The 14747-nt window shown below is 63.9% G+C and carries 15 protein-coding genes; 4 read left to right on the top strand and 11 right to left on the bottom strand.

Features of this window, described 5'->3' with window-relative positions:
- Nucleotides 1-19: 19 nt before the first annotated feature.
- Nucleotides 20-1282 (bottom strand): NAD(P)/FAD-dependent oxidoreductase, encoded by a 1263-nt coding sequence (locus ABIA96_RS06510; protein ID WP_354136192.1) that lies wholly within the window; start codon nt 1280-1282, stop codon nt 20-22.
- Nucleotides 1283-1581: 299 nt separating this feature from the next.
- Between ABIA96_RS06510 and ABIA96_RS06505 the strand changes: the two genes are divergently transcribed.
- Nucleotides 1582-2754: an ABC transporter substrate-binding protein gene (locus ABIA96_RS06505; protein WP_354136191.1), complete on the top strand. Its 1173-nt coding sequence runs from the start codon at nt 1582-1584 to the stop codon at nt 2752-2754.
- Nucleotides 2755-2904: 150 nt separating this feature from the next.
- Here the strand turns inward: ABIA96_RS06505 and ABIA96_RS06500 are convergent, their stop codons facing one another.
- The 10 genes from ABIA96_RS06500 to ABIA96_RS06455 form a co-directional block, all read right to left on the bottom strand.
- A complete protein-coding gene (locus ABIA96_RS06500) occupies nt 2905-4776 on the bottom strand; it encodes a bifunctional sugar phosphate isomerase/epimerase/4-hydroxyphenylpyruvate dioxygenase family protein (protein WP_354136190.1) in 1872 nt (623 codons plus the stop codon).
- Nucleotides 4773-5831, bottom strand: a complete 1059-nt coding sequence (locus ABIA96_RS06495) for a Gfo/Idh/MocA family protein (protein ID WP_354136189.1) — start codon at nt 5829-5831, stop codon at nt 4773-4775. The genes ABIA96_RS06500 and ABIA96_RS06495 overlap by 4 nt, the downstream gene beginning before the upstream one ends.
- Nucleotides 5828-6565 (bottom strand): ABC transporter ATP-binding protein, encoded by a 738-nt coding sequence (locus tag ABIA96_RS06490; protein WP_354136188.1) that lies wholly within the window; start codon nt 6563-6565, stop codon nt 5828-5830. The genes ABIA96_RS06495 and ABIA96_RS06490 overlap by 4 nt, the downstream gene beginning before the upstream one ends.
- A gap of 12 nt (nt 6566-6577) precedes the next feature.
- On the bottom strand, nt 6578-7321 hold the full coding sequence (locus tag ABIA96_RS06485) for an ABC transporter ATP-binding protein (RefSeq protein WP_354136187.1): 744 nt from the start codon (nt 7319-7321) through the stop codon (nt 6578-6580).
- The gene (locus ABIA96_RS06480; RefSeq protein WP_354136186.1) at nt 7318-8316 is read right to left on the bottom strand and encodes a branched-chain amino acid ABC transporter permease; all 999 of its coding nucleotides are present in this window, start codon (nt 8314-8316) and stop codon (nt 7318-7320) included. The genes ABIA96_RS06485 and ABIA96_RS06480 overlap by 4 nt, the downstream gene beginning before the upstream one ends.
- Nucleotides 8313-9188, bottom strand: coding sequence for a branched-chain amino acid ABC transporter permease (locus tag ABIA96_RS06475; RefSeq protein WP_354136185.1), 876 nt, complete (start codon nt 9186-9188; stop codon nt 8313-8315). The genes ABIA96_RS06480 and ABIA96_RS06475 overlap by 4 nt, the downstream gene beginning before the upstream one ends.
- 104 nt (nt 9189-9292) lie before the next feature.
- The gene (locus tag ABIA96_RS06470; protein ID WP_354136184.1) at nt 9293-10423 is read right to left on the bottom strand and encodes an ABC transporter substrate-binding protein; all 1131 of its coding nucleotides are present in this window, start codon (nt 10421-10423) and stop codon (nt 9293-9295) included.
- Nucleotides 10424-10478: 55 nt separating this feature from the next.
- Nucleotides 10479-11357 carry a shikimate dehydrogenase gene (locus tag ABIA96_RS06465; RefSeq protein ID WP_354136183.1) on the bottom strand — a complete coding sequence of 293 codons (879 nt, stop codon included), beginning with the start codon at nt 11355-11357 and terminating at the stop codon, nt 10479-10481.
- A 132-nt stretch (nt 11358-11489) separates the two neighbouring features.
- Nucleotides 11490-12428 carry a LysR family transcriptional regulator gene (locus tag ABIA96_RS06460; RefSeq protein WP_354136182.1) on the bottom strand — a complete coding sequence of 313 codons (939 nt, stop codon included), beginning with the start codon at nt 12426-12428 and terminating at the stop codon, nt 11490-11492.
- Between the two features lie 132 nt (nt 12429-12560).
- Nucleotides 12561-12737 (bottom strand): hypothetical protein, encoded by a 177-nt coding sequence (locus tag ABIA96_RS06455; protein WP_354136181.1) that lies wholly within the window; start codon nt 12735-12737, stop codon nt 12561-12563.
- Nucleotides 12738-12904: 167 nt separating this feature from the next.
- Here ABIA96_RS06455 and ABIA96_RS06450 point away from each other — a divergent pair, with 167 nt between their 5' ends.
- From ABIA96_RS06450 to ABIA96_RS06440, 3 genes are all read left to right on the top strand, one after another.
- The gene (locus ABIA96_RS06450; protein ID WP_354136180.1) at nt 12905-13633 is read left to right on the top strand and encodes a LuxR family transcriptional regulator; all 729 of its coding nucleotides are present in this window, start codon (nt 12905-12907) and stop codon (nt 13631-13633) included.
- Between the two features lie 85 nt (nt 13634-13718).
- Nucleotides 13719-14378, top strand: a complete 660-nt coding sequence (locus tag ABIA96_RS06445) for an acyl-homoserine-lactone synthase (protein WP_354136179.1) — start codon at nt 13719-13721, stop codon at nt 14376-14378.
- A gap of 1 nt (nt 14379) precedes the next feature.
- Entirely contained in the window at nt 14380-14598 is a 219-nt protein-coding gene (locus ABIA96_RS06440; protein ID WP_354136178.1) for a hypothetical protein, read from the top strand.
- The last annotated feature ends 149 nt before the right edge of the window (nt 14599-14747 follow it).

Raw genomic sequence — 14747 nt, 5'->3', positions numbered from 1 at the left:
AGAGGGAGATAATACCGCCTTACCCTACCTTGCTGCTCCCCTGCGTGATCAACCGCGCCGCGCGCTGGTCGCGGGCGTAGATCCAGAGCCAGCTCAGCGCGACGCTGAGGCGGTGGCGGAGGCCGATCAGGAAGTAGATGTGGGCGATGCCCCAGATCCACCAGGCGATGGTGCCACGCAATCTGATCCTGCCGAAGTCGATCACCGCGAGCCGCTTGCCGATCTGGGCGAGGCTGCCAGAGTGCTTGTAGCGGAATGCACCTTTGCTTTCGCTGCGCAGCCGCGCCTTGATGGTTTCGGCGACGTGCTTTCCCTGCTGCTTCGCTGCCGGCGCGATGCCTGGCACGGGCTTGCCCTCCCAGGCGTTGATGTTGATGGTGTCGCCGATCGCAAAGATTTCGGGATGGCCGGGGATGGTGAGGTCGTCTTCGACCTGCACGCGCCCGGCGCGATCGGCCGGTGCGCCCAGCCATTCGGCGGCGGGCGAGGCCCGCACGCCGGCGGCCCAGATCCGGGTTTTTGCGTCGAGCCGCGTGCCGCCGAAGACCACGCCATCGCGGTTGATGTCGGTGACGGCCTGGCCGAGCACGACTTCGACGCCGATCTTCTCCAGCGAGGCCTGCGCATAGGCCGAGAGGTCGTCGGGAAAGCCGGCAAGCACGCGCGGGCCGGCCTCAATCAGCACGACGCGCGCCTTGGTCGTGTCGATGTTGCGGAAATCGTCAGGCAAGGTGTGGTGCGCCATCTCGGCGATGGTGCCTGCAAGCTCGACGCCAGTGGGTCCCGCGCCGACGATGACGAAGGTCAATCGCGCGGCGCGCTTGGCCGGATCGGTCTCGCGCTCGGCGCGCTCGAACGCTACCAGGATGTGGCGGCGCAGCGTGGTCGCGTCTTCCAGCGTCTTCAGGCCCGGCGCCCATGTCTCCCATTCGTCATGGCCGAAATAGGCGTGGCGCGCGCCGGTCGCGAGCACCAGCGTGTCGTAGGGCACTTCGGTGCCGTCATCGATCTGCACGCAACGGCGCGTCGCATCGACGCCGCTGACGGTCGCAAACAGTGTCGTCACCTCGCGCCGGTCGCGCATCAGGTGCCGGACCGGCCAGGCGATCTCGCTCGTCGAGAGCGAGGCGGTCGCGACCTGGTAGAGCAGCGGCTGAAACAGGTGATGGTTGCGGCGGTCGATCAGCGTGATCTCGACCGGCGCGCCCGCAAGCCGGTGGGTCGTCTCCAGCCCGCCGAAGCCGGCCCCGACGATGACGACGCGATGTGGTGTCGTGGTCATGATGCACCCTTGAATCTCGCTGCACTATTCTCTCATTTAAGTGCGGATTGGGTGTCGCGGTCCAATAGTCGTCATCAATCGGGGAATAGGCTCGGCGTATCGATCCGCCGCGAAAAAGCGCCGCAGCCCCCGCCGAAGTAAGTAGAATTATATTTCTTGCCATCCCCGTTTGGGGCGAAATATGGTGCAGGGGTGGGCGCTGAGCCATTGGCGGCGCGACAGATTTTGCGATCAATAGAGACAGGCCCGGGGCGGCGAACACCCCGTTTCCGGGACCAATAATAAGGAGGGGAGTGGTTATGAGGACGGCATTCTGGCTGGCGGGCGCAGCAGCGCTGGTTCTGGCAAATCCGGCATTCGCCGGGGACACCATCAAGATCGGTTTCGTTTCGACATTCAGCGGCCCGACCGCCGTGATCGGCAACGACATGCGCAACTCCTTCGAACTGGCGCTGGATCACATGGGCCGCAAGATGAACGGCAAGCCGGTCGAAGTGATTTACGAGGACGACGGCCAGAAGCCGGATGTCGGCAAGCAGAAGACCGAGAAACTGGTGCAGTCCGACAAGGTCGACTTCATCGTCGGCTACATCTGGTCGAACGTTTTCCTTGCCTCGCTAAAAACCGCGGTCGACTCGCAGACCTTCATGATCTCGGCCAATGCCGGTCCGTCGCAGGTCGCTGGCGAACTGTGTTCGCCCTATGTGTTCTCGACCTCGTGGCAGAACGACCAGACGCCGGCCGCCATGGGCCTCTACATGAACCAGAAGGGCGTCAAGAGCGTGTTCCTGATCGGGCCGAACTACGCGGCCGGCAAGGACATGCTCGCGGGCGTGAAGAGCACGTTCAAGGGTGAAGTGAAGGGCGAGGAATACACGGTCTGGCCGAGCCAGCTCGATTTCTCCGCCGAGCTCTCAAAGGCCCGTGCCTCCGGCGCCGAGTCGATCTTCGTGTTCTATCCGGGTGCGGCCGGCGTGCAATTCCTCAATCAATATGCGCAGGCGGGCCTGAAGAGCACGATGCCGCTCTACACGGCTTTCACCGTCGACGAGCTCTCGCTGCCGCTGCAGAAGGAGAACGCGCTCGGCGTGCCCGGCGCGCAGGAATGGGTGAACGATCTTCCGAACGAGCAGAACAAGCGCTTCGTCGCCGACTACCGCAAGAAGTACACCGGCCTGCGCCCGACCTATTATGGCGCGCAAGCCTATGACGCGGCCCAGTTGATCAACAGCGCGGTCGTTGCGGTCAAGGGCGACACCAGCAAGAAGGACGCGATGAAGGCCGAGATGGAGAAGGCCAACTTCAAGTCGCTGCGCGGTCCCTTCAAGTACGGCAACAACCACATCCCGGTGCAGAACTTCTACCTCCAGGACGTGGTCAAGGACGGCGACGGCCAGCTCTCGCTGAAGACCGTCGCGACCATCGTGGAGAACGACCAGGATCGCTTCCACGACAAGTGCGCGATGAAGTGAGCTCTTTCCTCTCCATCTCCCCGTTCTTACGGGGAGATGGTCTCCTTCGTCATTGCGAGCGCAGCGAAGCAATCCAGAGTCTTTCCGCGGAGGGACTCTGGATTGCTTCGTCGCAGGGGCTCCTCGCAATGACGGCGTGGGGAGAGTGTCCTACACCCGCGGCATGCTCGCGGGCCGTACCTCGCGGGCCTGCGCCGCGAGCCTGATCCCGGCATTTGCCGCGCCAAACCCCTGATAGTTCCTGCGCTCGACGATCTCGAAGAAGAAGCGCTCATCAAAGATGTGGGTGTAGACCTGGAAGAATTCGCCGTCGCCCTCGCGGTCGTAGAGGATGTGGTTGGCGCGGAGCTTTGCCATGATTTCGGGCGCGAGGTCGTATTTGGCTTCGATGTCGTCGTAATAATTATCCGGAATATCGAGGAAGTCCGCGCCGCGGGCGCGCATCGCGGCGACGGTGGCAAAGATATCCTGGCACGCAAACGCGACGTGCTGAACGCCTGAGCCAAAAAACTCCGAGATGAATCGCGCCGGCAGTGTGCGGTTGGCGGAGGAGCCATTGAGCACGAAGCGCAAGCTCTGGTCGCCATTGATGACGGCCTGGCTCTGCACGAGGCCTCTGGGATCTGCGATCTCCATCTGCGGCAGGCGCTTGAGATCGAGGATGCCGGTGTAGAACAACAGCCAGGACAGCATCTCGTCGTAGGGCATCGACTGCGCGATATGGTCGACCGCGAGCAGCGCATCTGCGCTTGCGTCGCTCGCAACAGATGCGAAATCCGTGTCCCAGTTTTTGCCGGCCTGGTCGAGGAAATAAAGCAGGCTGCCGCCAACGCCGTGGATCGCCGGGATCTCCAGCTCGCCCGGTCCGACCGGCTGGTAGAAGGTGCGCGCCTTCAGCGTCTCGGCCCGCTGCATCGCGAGGCCGGCGTTGTCGACATCCAGCGCAATGGCGCAGACGCCCGGGCCGTGCGTGACATAGTGCGAATGCGCAAAGCCGTCAGCCTCGCAATTGATCACGAGCTCGACCTTGCCCTGCGACCAACGTTCCACCGCCTTGCTGCGATGCTCGCCGGTCTTGCGGAAGCCGAGCTGTGAAAACAGATGCGCAAGCTCGCCGGCCTTGGTCTCGTTGACCGCGAATTCGATGAATCCGGTGCCGCCGCTCTTGGCCTTCGGCGCCAGCGGCTCGCCGACGAGCTTTGGCCAATCCGGGGCGAGCTGGTCCTGCAACAGGATCAGCGAGCGCAGGCCGTCGACCGCGGTCTGCACCGCCGAGCCGGCGCGGAACTGGTCGTTGAAGATCTCCAGCGACCACGGACCGGAATAGCCGGTCGCGGCGATCGCCTGCATGAACTCGCCGACCGGCAGATCGCCCTGGCCGGGGAAGGAGCGGAAGTGCCGGCTCCACGACAGGATGTCGAGCTCGAGCTTTGGCGCGTCGGCCAACTGCACCAGAAATATCTTGTCGCCGGGGATCGAGGCCATGGCCCGCACCGGGAAGCCTGGCGCCAGCGCATGAAAGCTGTCGAGGATGACGCCGATCGCGGGATGATCGGCGCGACGTACGATCTCCCAGGCATCGCGATAGTCGTTGACGTGGCGGCCCCAGGCCAGCGCCTCGTAGCCGACGCGCAAAGACCGCTTGGCGGCGCGATCGCCGAGCTCGCGAAAATCATCCGCGGCGCGGTCGATGCCACCGAGCGAGTGAGGGGAGACGTTGGAGCAGATCAGCAGCAGATCGGTGCCGAGCTCCTGCATCAGATCGAACTTGCGTTCGGCCCGCGCAAAATTGCGCGAGCGCTGCGGCTCGGGCATGCCCTCAAAATCGCGGAACGGCTGGAACGCGCAGATCTCGAGATTGAGGTCCTTGCAGAGTTTTGCGATGTCGCGCGGTCCTGCGCCGAACGACAGCAGGTCGTTCTCGAAGATCTCGACCGCCTCGAAGCCGGCGGACGCGACCGCACGAAGTTTTTCGTCCAGCGCCCCTGAGAGGGAAACGGTCGCGATCGAGCGCTTGGTCATGCTGTCTGCTCCATGATTTGGCCCGGCGATATTTTCTGGCCCGTGCGTGCCGCTTCGCTGACGGCCTCGACGACCGCGAGCGTAGCCATGGCGTCCTCGACGGAGATCAGGGGCTGCTCACGGCCAGCAATCACAGCGAGGAAGTGCCTCAGCTGCTCGACCAAGGGATCGTACCCCGCGAGTGCGACAGGATTGCGCGATAGCGGCGCATGCCAGCCCGGATTTTGCGGATAGGACCACAGCTCCATGGTCGGAACCGAGAGCGAGCCGTTCGTTCCGGCGAAGACGTAACAGGGCTGATCCTGTCTTGGGTAGACCGCGTTCTCTCCCGCGGTGAGCTCCCAGCTCCACGGCGCCGGCGTCGCATCCGAGACGGTCACCGTTCCCAGCGCGCCATTGGCGAAGCGCAGCAGCAGCGCGGCGGTGTCCTCGACAGCGAAGCCGCGAACCTTGTTCGAGGTCAGCGCCTGCACCTCGATGATCTCGCCGCAGATGAAGCGGAGATTGTCGATGTCGTGGATGAGGTTGATGAGCAGTGGGCCGCCCCCGTGCTCGCGCCGCCACGTCACATCAAAGTAGTCGTCGGGCTTCTTCAGGAGCCATAACCCGACCACGGCCGTGAGTTGTCCGAGCTTGCCGCTCGCCACCGCTTCGCGCGCGGCCTTGATAATCGGATTGTGCCGGCGGTGATGACCGACCAGCATCGGTACGCCGGCCCGCCTGATCGCCGCACACAGGCGCTGCGCGGCCGCGACCGTGTCAGTCACGGGCTTCTCGATCAGGCCAGGTACGCCGGCTTGGGCGCAGTCGAGCGCCATCTGGAAGTGCAGCGCGTTCGGCGAGGCGATGATCAGGCCGTCGGGCTTCTCGTCCGCCAGCAGCGCGCGGTGATCCGCATGCCAGGGCGTGTTGCGCGTCTGCGCAAACTCTTTCGCCGCGGGGGAAGGATCGGCGATCCCCGCTAGCACGCAGTCTGGCGAGGCCTCGATCAATTCGATATGGCGGCGGCCGATCAGGCCGGCGCCGGCGACCGCAATGCGCATTGGCGCGTTCATGCCGCGCTCTCCTCCATGGCGCCGCCGAGGAACAGCTGGCCGATGCGCGGATCGTTCAGGATGCGATCCGCCTTGTCGACCATACGGGTCTGGCCGAGTTCGAGCACGATGCCGATATCCGAGATCTCCAACGCCGAGCGCGCGTTCTGCTCGATCATCAGGATGGTGACGCCGCGGTCGCGCAAGTCCTTCAGAATGTCGAAGGTCTGCTGCACCATCAGCGGCGACAGGCCGATTGAGGGCTCGTCGATCAGCACCAGTTTCGGCTCGAGCAGCAGCGAGCGCGCGATCTCAAGTTGCTTCTGCTCGCCGCCCGAGAGCGTCGAGGCCTGTTGCGCGGACTTCCGGCGCAGCGCAGGGAACAGGTCAAGCGCGGCTTCGATCCGCGTCGGCAGGTCGATGCCTTTCCCGGCCGAAACCCCGCCAAGCTCGATGTTGCTGCGGACTGAGAGCTCCGGGAAGATGTTGCGGCCTTGCGGCACGTAGCAGATGCCGGTGTTGAGCAACGCGCGCTGGCTCAAATTGGTGACGTCGCGGCCGGCAAAGCTGATCTTGCCCTCACGCAGCTTGAGCAGGCCGAAGATCGCCTTGAACACGGTGGACTTGCCGGCGCCGTTGGGGCCAATGATGGTGGTGATCGTGGCCTGCGGCACGGCGAAAGTCGTGCCGTTCAGGATCGTCATCTTGCCGTAGCCGCCGACGAGATTCTGAATCGAGAGGATCGGATCGCTCATGGCTCGCGCTCCCTAATGCCCGAGATAGGCTTCGATCACGGCGGGATTCTTCCGGACTTCATCCGGCCGCCCCATCGCCAGCACCTTGCCTTCCGCCATCACCATCACGCGCGAGCACAGCGACATCACGAATTCCATGTTGTGCTCGATCACGACGAAGGTCGCGTTCTTCTCGCGGTTGATCGCGACCAGCCGCTCCTTCAGATCCGACAGCATGGTCGGGTTGACGCCGCCGGCGGGTTCGTCGAGCAGCACCAGGCGCGGTCCGCCCATGAAGGCCATGGCCGCGTCCAGCAGCTTCTGTTGGCCGTAGGACAGGCCGCCGGCCGGCTCGTCGGCGAGATGATCGAGCTTGAAGAAGCCGATCATCTGGTTGGCGGTATCAGTCAGCCCGGCGTCGGAGCGGCCGACCAGGCGCGAAGCCATGTTGCCCTGGTGCTCCTGTCCTGCGAGGATCAGGTTCTCGCGCACCGAGAGCTTTGGAAACACTTGCAGAAGCTGGAAGGTGCGGCTGACGCCGAGCTTGTTGAGCTCGGCGGGCCGCAGGCCGGTGACGAGCCTGCCGTCGAGCTTGACCTCACCGCCGGTCGGCGTCAGCTGGCCGAGGATGCAGTTGAACAAAGTCGACTTGCCGCAGCCGTTCGGGCCGATCAGGCCGAGGATCTCGCCCTCGCGGACGTCGAAGGAGACGCCGTCCACCGCGGTGATGCCGCCAAAGCTCTTTCTGATATTGGTGACTTCGAGGACCGCACTCATTGCGCCGTCTCCAGGCGAGATTTGGCGACGGCGCGCAGCGCGGAGGCCGCCTTGGTGCGACGTTCAGCCAGATGTCGATCGAGGATTCCCAAAATTCCGGTCGGCGACCAGATCAGAAGTCCCATCACCGCGATCGCGTAGAGCATCAGGTAATAGCCTTCGGTGAAGCGCAGCCATTCCGGCAGCAGCACCGCGATCATCGCGCCTAGGAACGGGCCCAGGAAGAAGCCGGCACCGCCGACGATCACCATCATCAGGAGATCGAGCGAGAGCGACAGGTTGAACGGCACGGGGTCGATATATTGCGTCAGCGGCGCATAGAGCGCGCCGGCCACGCCGCCGAGCGCCGAGCCGATCGCAAAGGCCATCAGCGTGTAGCGGCGGGTATCGATGCCGAGTGACTGCGCGCGCAGCGGATTTTCGCGCAGCGCCATGAAGGCGCGGCCCCAGGGCGAGCGGATCAGCCACCAGACCGCGAGCGACACGATCGCGAGCGAGCCGAGGCAGACATAGTAGAACGGCAGTGGCTTGCTGGTCGCGATCCCGAAGACATGCGGGCGCGGAATGTTGGAGATGCCGTAGATGCCGCCGGTGAGCCAGCTCTCGTTACGGAACACGAGGAAGGCCAGCGTCGAGAAGGCCAGCGTGACGAAAGCGAGGTAATGGTGCTGCACGCGCAGTGCCGGGTAGCCGAGCACCCAGCCGACCGCGAAGGCGAGCATGATCGCCACTACGATGGCGGCCGGCAGCGGCCAGCCGTGGGTCGTCATGATCGCCGAAGCATAGGCGCCGATGCCGACGAATGCACCCTGCGCCAGCGAGACCTGGCCGGCATAGCCGAGCGTGAGGTTGAGGCCCATCGCGGCAATCGTCATCACCGCCCACTGGCTCAGGATGAACAGGCCGTAGCGGTTGAAGTTCATGGGAATGACGATCAGGCCGGCCATGACGATGAGGGCGAGCGCGATCTTCAGGGGTCTGGCGAAGCCGCTCATACCGTGCGCTCCTCGGCGCGGCCAAGCAATCCTTGCGGCCGGAACAGGATGACGACGATCAGGAAGATCATCGGCACGGCAGCGCGGTACTGCGTCGAGATGTAGGCTGCCGCGAGGTTGTCGAGCACGCCGATCAAGAGGCCACCTGCGATCGCGCCGCGCACCTGGTTGAAGCCGCCGACGATCGCCGCGATGAAGGCCGCCTGGCCCAGCACTTCGCCGCTCGAAAATTTTGCCAGATAGATCGGCGTGATAAGGAGAGAGGCCAGCGCGACCAGGAAAGCGTTGATCAGGAAGGTCAGCAGGATCATGCGCTCGACGGGCACGCCGATGATGCGTGCCACCGTCGGATTCTGCGCCGCCGCCTGCATCTGATGGCCGAGCGAGGTACGGTTGAGAAGCGTCGTCAGGCCGAAGACAGCAAGGATCGCGACCACGAGCACGCTGATGCTTTGCAGCGACACCACGTGTCCGAACACGGCGATGTCGCCGGTCGGCACGATCGAGGGGAAGGGCGAAGCTTCGGCGCTGAAGAACTGCTTCACGGCTTCCTTGATCCCGATTGCGAGCGCCATGGTCGCGATTGCGAGCGGTAGCACGCCGTGGCGCATCATCGGATCGACCAGCAGCATCTTGAAGCCGAGGCCGAGCAGGATCATCGAGAGGAGAGTGCCGAGGATGATTGCGAGCCAGAACGGCGCGCCGGCATGCATCGCCGCCAGCATCAGGAACGCAGGCAGCATCACGAACTCGCCTTGCGCGAAATTGATGGTCTGCGAGGTCTGCCACAGCAACGTGAAGCCAACTGCGACCAGCGCATAGATCGCGCCAGTGGCCAGTCCCGCGACCAGAAGGTCGAACAGATTGGACATGGGTTCTCTTGATCGTTAGAGCCCGAGTGAACTCGACGCGAATTCAGGTCTATCGCTCCCTCTCCCCGTAAGAACGCGGAGAGGGAGAAGAAAGACGAAGAGCCTCACTTTACCTTTGGCAGCACCTGCTTCACGACTTGCTTGCCTTCGACCACCTCGACCAGAAAGCTCTGGCGGTCGATGTCGCCGTTCTCATCGAAGGTGACGTCCATCAAAATGCCCGGCTCGTCGGCGGCCTTGATGGTGAGGCCATGCAGCGTTGCTGCAAACGCCTTGGAATCGACCTTGCCCATTTTTTCGGTGGTGGCCTTCACCATGTAGACGGCGAGGTAGCCCTTCAGGCCGTTATGGTCGGGCACGTAATTGTACTTCTTGGAGAAGCGGTCACGGAATCCCTTGATCAGGTCGACCGGCGCGTCCGTGGTGAGGCCGACATGGCCGCGCGCGCCGTTGGCGGCGTCGCCGGCGAGCTCGATCACCTTCTGGCCGATCAGCGTGGTCTCGCCCATCAGCGGCGCGGTGACGCCCTGGCGCTTCAACTCTTTCAGGATGCGCGCGCTTTCTTCCTCGTTCAGATAGACGAAGACGGCATCGGGATTAGCAGCCTTGATCTTGCCGACGTCGGCGGCGAAATCGGCTTGTCCCGCTTCGGTCGAGAGGTCGGCGACGACCTTGGAGCCGAGGCGCTCGAGTTCCTTGATCACGACGTCGCGTCCGCCGCGGCCGAAGTCATTGTTGACCCAGACCACCGCGACCGACTTCGCCTTCATGTCGTCGTGGATGTATCTTGCGACCTTCGGCATCGAGGACTGCTGGCCGAATGAGGTGCGGAACAGGAACTTGTTGCCGGCCTGCGTCAACTCGGCGGCTTCGCCGCCCATGATCTGGGCGATGCCCGCTTCGGCTGCAAGCGGGGCCGTGACCTTCACCGACCCGGAATAGCCGGGCCCGAGCAGCACATAGGGCTCGGCATCGAGCGCCTTCTGCACCTGCGCGCGGGCGACGCCGGGGTTGGACTGCGAGTCGGCGTGGGTGACTTCAAGCTTGCGGCCGAGCACGCCGCCCTTGGCGTTGATCTCCTCGATCGCGAGGTCGATGCCGTTCTTCCAGTTGGTGCCGACAGTGGCTCCGCCGCCCGAGAGCTCAGCGACGTCGGCGAGCTTGATCGCCTGTGCGAAGGCACCCGTGGTCGCGATTGCGGTGAGTAGCGCACCCACCAGTAGCGTTGATTTCATCGTCCTCTCCTCCCGTTTCAATTTTGCAAGCGGCCTTGTGTCCGGCCGCTTCGCCTCAAGCTGCCTGATAGGCGGCGCTGCGCGCGGCCATCACGGCGTCAAATGCCTCTCCCATGACTTCGGTCGACGGGGCAAGGCCTGTGAACAGTTCGAAAGCGTCGGCAGCCTGGTAGATCGCAAGCTCGCGCCCGGTCATGATCCGCGCGCCCTTGGCCTGGGCTGCCGCCAGCAGCGGCGTGATCAGCGGCGAATAGACGGCATCCGCGACCCACATTTTGTCATGCAGCAGCGCCGCCGGAACCGGCGTGCCCCGGTTCGGCAGCATGCCGACCGGTGTGCCGTTGACGAGGCCAGTCGCGCCATCGAGCGCGTCCTCGACGCTTGCGGCTACCCTGGCGCCACCTTGGCTGGCGAGCAGCGCGGCGAGCTTCCCGGCGCGCGCCGGCTCGCTGTCGAAGATGCGGATGTCGGCCACCTTCAGGCTTGCCAGCGCAAAGGCGATTGCCTTGCCGACGCCGCCCGTGCCGATCACGGCCACCGCATTTCCGGACGGTGCCAGCAGCGTCGCGACCGCGCGCGCAAAGCCGGTCGTGTCGGTGTTGTGGCCGATCAGACGGCCGTCCTTCACGACCACGGTATTGACCGCGCCCATGGCGGCCGCGCCCGGCGCCAGCTCGTCGAGCAGCGGCACCACCGCCTCCTTGTAGGGAAAGGTGACGTTGACGCCGGCAAAGCCGAGCCTTCGCACGCCCTCGAGCATCATGCTGAGCCCGGTCGTGTCGGCGCCTGCGACCTCGATGAGCTGGTAATGGCCGCGCAGGCCGAGCGCCTCGGCGGCGCGCTCATGCATGGCAGGAGAGGCGGAATGGGCGATCGGCGCGCCGATCAGGCCGGTCAGGAGCTTTTTGGGGGCAGCAGGTCCGCGGCTAGACATGATCCACTATCGTCTCGTGAGGCGCGTTGATGTCCGGCCATTAGCCGGGAAATTCGCACCATTCCAAGAGGGACGATAGTCTTTCCCCCGCCTAACACAATTATCCATTTATCCAGCAAACCTAACATAATGTTATTTCTTCCGCCCGCGCGCCGGGGCGGCCTTGCCGTTGCCGCGGGACGGTTCGACCGCACGCATCTCGGCGCGCAGGGATTCGATGAAATGCTCGACATGGAGCGACAGCGGCGCGCCGCGCTTGACCGCGATGTAGGTGTCGAACCGGGTCGGCTCGGTGATCTTCAACAACTCGATCCCGGGATATCCGCCATGGGCCACCGTGAACTGGTCGATGATGGCGATGCCGAGTCCAGCCTTCACCAGTGCGCAGACCGTGGTGCCGAAGCGCGCGCGGATGGTGATGTTGTACTCCAGCCGGTTGCGCGCAAAAATCTCGGCCATGATCCGGCCGTAGGGATCGTTGGGATCGATGCCGATCAGCGGATAGCGGGTGATCTCGGCGGCCGAGACCTGCTTGCGGCCGGCAAGCTCGTGGCCCGGCGGCACGACGCAATAGAGCTCGCCCGAGGCGAGCGGCATAAAGTCGAGGCCGGAATGCTCCAGCCGGTAGCTCATTGCCACGCACTCCCCGCGGCCGAGCATGAGATAGTCGATCGCTTCCTCGAGCTTGAGGATGTTGATGTCGATGCCGAGATCGGGGTAGCGGCGGCGGACGCGCTCGATCGCGCGCGGCACCATCACCTGCGAGATGCTCGGCACCGAGCCGATGCGCAGCTCCGACAACCCGCCGCGGCCGATCTTCGAGATGATCTCGGAGAGGTCATCGACCTTCTTGTAGACGCCGTTGATCTGTTCAAAAATGTTCTCGGCTTCCGGCGTCGGGAAGTAGCGCCCGTTCTGCCGCTGGAAGAAGCGGATGCCGAGCGATCGCTCGGTGTATTTGACCAGCCGGCTGATCCCTGGCGCCGACACGTTCAACAGCTTCGCCGCGCCGCCAATGGTGCCCGTCACCATCACGGCACGGATCACTTCAACCTGGCGCAGAGTCATCATGTTTGAGGCAGTCCCGTTCGACGATCGTAAGGTGCGATCATCTCACGAGAGACGTGAAGTCATCCAGCGGCAAATGTCGGGCTGCGTCGCCGCGCGACCGGTTTCATCCGCGGTGTTTGCTGCAGTTGCTGCTCAGCTCGCCGGACTCTCGGGCGAGGCGCTGTCGACGAGCTTGGGGCGCTCGCTTTGCAGCACCTCGCGCGCGAACTCGATGATCTTCTGCTTGTTTGCCGTATCGTTGACGGCGAAAAACACGCGGTTCAATTCCAGGCCGAGCACGCTGTTGAGGGCGATGTTCTCGTCTTCCATCGTGGCTTTCCCGCTCTAGACGCCTTAGGTGTAACTCGACGTCACTTCCTCCACAAGTAGATGAAATCCCGAGGTCGCATGCCACACCGGGAAATTACGGACGCGGTGAATTGAGGCTGCCCCCAAAGACGTGCTATACCGAGCGGCGAGGGTCAGGAAACGCACCGATGTCCGCCGTGGATTATGGCCGGGAAGCGCTGGACTTCATCGAAGGGCTAGGAGCCTATGGCAGGGTTCCGGATGCCATGGATGCGCTCGCGCTTGCGTTTGGCCGCTATGGCTTCGAGCACATCATCGTCACCGGATTGCCGAATCCCGATCAGCGCTTTTCCCAGATGGTTCTGGCCAAGAAATGGCCTGCGGAGTGGTTCAGCCTCTACACCGAAAAGAGCTATGACCGCGTCGATCCCGTGATCAGGAAGTGTCGCCACACGGTCAATCCGTTCGAATGGTCGGAAGCGCCTTATGATGCGGAGCTCGAGCCGGGCGCGGTGGAAGTGATGCGGCGCGCCGCCGATTTCCGCATGTCGCGCGGTTTCGTCGTGCCGATACACGGCTTGACCGGTTATGAGGCCGGCGTCTCGCTCGGCGGCGTTCATCTCGATCTCAATGTCCGCAGCAAGCCGGCACTGCATTTGATTGCGATGTACGGCTTCGACCACATTCGCCGTCTGCTCGCGCCGTCGCCGCATCCATCGGCGCGCCTGACGCGTCGTGAGCGCGAGGTGATCGCCTGGGCATCGCAGGGCAAGTCCGCCTGGGAGATCGGCGAGATCCTGAACATCACACAGCGCACCGCGGAAGAGCATCTTGCAACCGCCGCGCGCAAGCTCGGCGCCGTCAACCGGACGCATGCGGTCGCGATCGCGATCCGCCAAAGAATCATCAACCCCTGAAATCGGCGCCTACTGGGAATTTTCCCAATAGTCGGTCTGGCCGTTTTCGCTGAGGCTGCCCCCATTTCAAACCATGGGGGAGTTCATGATTCATGTAATTTCTGCCGTCAACCGGCACCTCTACGAAGACGTCCTCGAGCAGCATTTCCGGGTGCGTCACGAGATTTTCGTCGAAGAGCGGAAATGGGAGGGGCTGCGCAAGCCCGACAGCCGCGAGATCGACGCCTATGACAACGAGGACGCGATCTATTTGCTGGCTCTCGAGAGCCGCCGCGTGCTCGGCGGCTCTCGCCTGTATCCGACCACCAAGCCGACCATGATGAGCGAGGTCTTCCCCCATCTCGCCGTGGTGCGAGGCTGCCCGGTCGATCCGCAGGTCTGGGAGTGGTCGCGCTTCTTCGTGACGCGCGAGCGCCGCGACGGCGCGTTCAATCTGCAGCTGATGGCGGCGACGCAGGAGTTCTGCCTCGATCAGGGCATCGAGCGGCTCTGTCTGGTGATGGAGACCTGGTGGTTGCCGCGCTTCCATGACATCGGCTTCCTCGTCACGCCGCTCGGACTGCCGGCGCTGGTCGAGGACTCCTGGACCATGGCCGCGACCATCGAGGTCCGCCAGGATTCGCTCGACATCGTGCGCGACCGGATCGGGATGAAGAACGTCGTCCATCTGGATGGACCGCGTCTCGATTGCATCGCCCGTGCCAACCTCTGCGGCCGCACCGCCGCGCAACGAAAGAGCGCCTGAAATGTCGAACATGATGCGAGACAGCCAAATCATGGCGCAAACCAAGGACGAGAATCTTGGCTATATGTCCGACATGGCGCTCGAGTTGGCGCAGATGGCGGAAGACACCGGGTTGGCGACGCTGGCCTACCTGTTCCGGATGGCGGCGCTGGAGGCCTCGACGGCCAACAGGGAGCTCGCCGAGCCGGACGGTCTGCCCCGCCAGATCACGTCGCACTAGACCCGCTCTTCATTCGGATACGAGCCGCACCCTCTTCCCGGCAACGGGAGGAGGGTTATCGTTTGGGTGCGGCAGGCTGACCCACCCCGCGCGGCAGCCTCCTTGCCGGTCGATTTTGCAAGACCGTTTCCGACCCTATGCGCGGCCAT

The organism is Bradyrhizobium sp. LB11.1 (assembly GCF_040549385.1).
In the GTDB taxonomy this organism is placed as follows: Bacteria; Pseudomonadota; Alphaproteobacteria; order Rhizobiales; family Xanthobacteraceae; genus Bradyrhizobium.
Note: the sequence above shows the minus strand (reverse complement) of the source record. Positions and strands in the feature narration are given on the sequence as shown.

Coding starts and splice junctions, on each gene's coding strand:
- ABIA96_RS06510 (WP_354136192.1), bottom strand. CDS start 1,282: ATGACCACGACACCACATCGCGTCGTCATCGTCGGGGCCGGCTTCGGC.
- ABIA96_RS06505 (WP_354136191.1), top strand. CDS start 1,582: ATGAGGACGGCATTCTGGCTGGCGGGCGCAGCAGCGCTGGTTCTGGCA.
- ABIA96_RS06500 (WP_354136190.1), bottom strand. CDS start 4,776: ATGACCAAGCGCTCGATCGCGACCGTTTCCCTCTCAGGGGCGCTGGAC.
- ABIA96_RS06495 (WP_354136189.1), bottom strand. CDS start 5,831: ATGAACGCGCCAATGCGCATTGCGGTCGCCGGCGCCGGCCTGATCGGC.
- ABIA96_RS06490 (WP_354136188.1), bottom strand. CDS start 6,565: ATGAGCGATCCGATCCTCTCGATTCAGAATCTCGTCGGCGGCTACGGC.
- ABIA96_RS06485 (WP_354136187.1), bottom strand. CDS start 7,321: ATGAGTGCGGTCCTCGAAGTCACCAATATCAGAAAGAGCTTTGGCGGC.
- ABIA96_RS06480 (WP_354136186.1), bottom strand. CDS start 8,316: ATGAGCGGCTTCGCCAGACCCCTGAAGATCGCGCTCGCCCTCATCGTC.
- ABIA96_RS06475 (WP_354136185.1), bottom strand. CDS start 9,188: ATGTCCAATCTGTTCGACCTTCTGGTCGCGGGACTGGCCACTGGCGCG.
- ABIA96_RS06470 (WP_354136184.1), bottom strand. CDS start 10,423: ATGAAATCAACGCTACTGGTGGGTGCGCTACTCACCGCAATCGCGACC.
- ABIA96_RS06465 (WP_354136183.1), bottom strand. CDS start 11,357: ATGTCTAGCCGCGGACCTGCTGCCCCCAAAAAGCTCCTGACCGGCCTG.
- ABIA96_RS06460 (WP_354136182.1), bottom strand. CDS start 12,428: ATGATGACTCTGCGCCAGGTTGAAGTGATCCGTGCCGTGATGGTGACG.
- ABIA96_RS06455 (WP_354136181.1), bottom strand. CDS start 12,737: ATGGAAGACGAGAACATCGCCCTCAACAGCGTGCTCGGCCTGGAATTG.
- ABIA96_RS06450 (WP_354136180.1), top strand. CDS start 12,905: ATGTCCGCCGTGGATTATGGCCGGGAAGCGCTGGACTTCATCGAAGGG.
- ABIA96_RS06445 (WP_354136179.1), top strand. CDS start 13,719: ATGATTCATGTAATTTCTGCCGTCAACCGGCACCTCTACGAAGACGTC.
- ABIA96_RS06440 (WP_354136178.1), top strand. CDS start 14,380: ATGTCGAACATGATGCGAGACAGCCAAATCATGGCGCAAACCAAGGAC.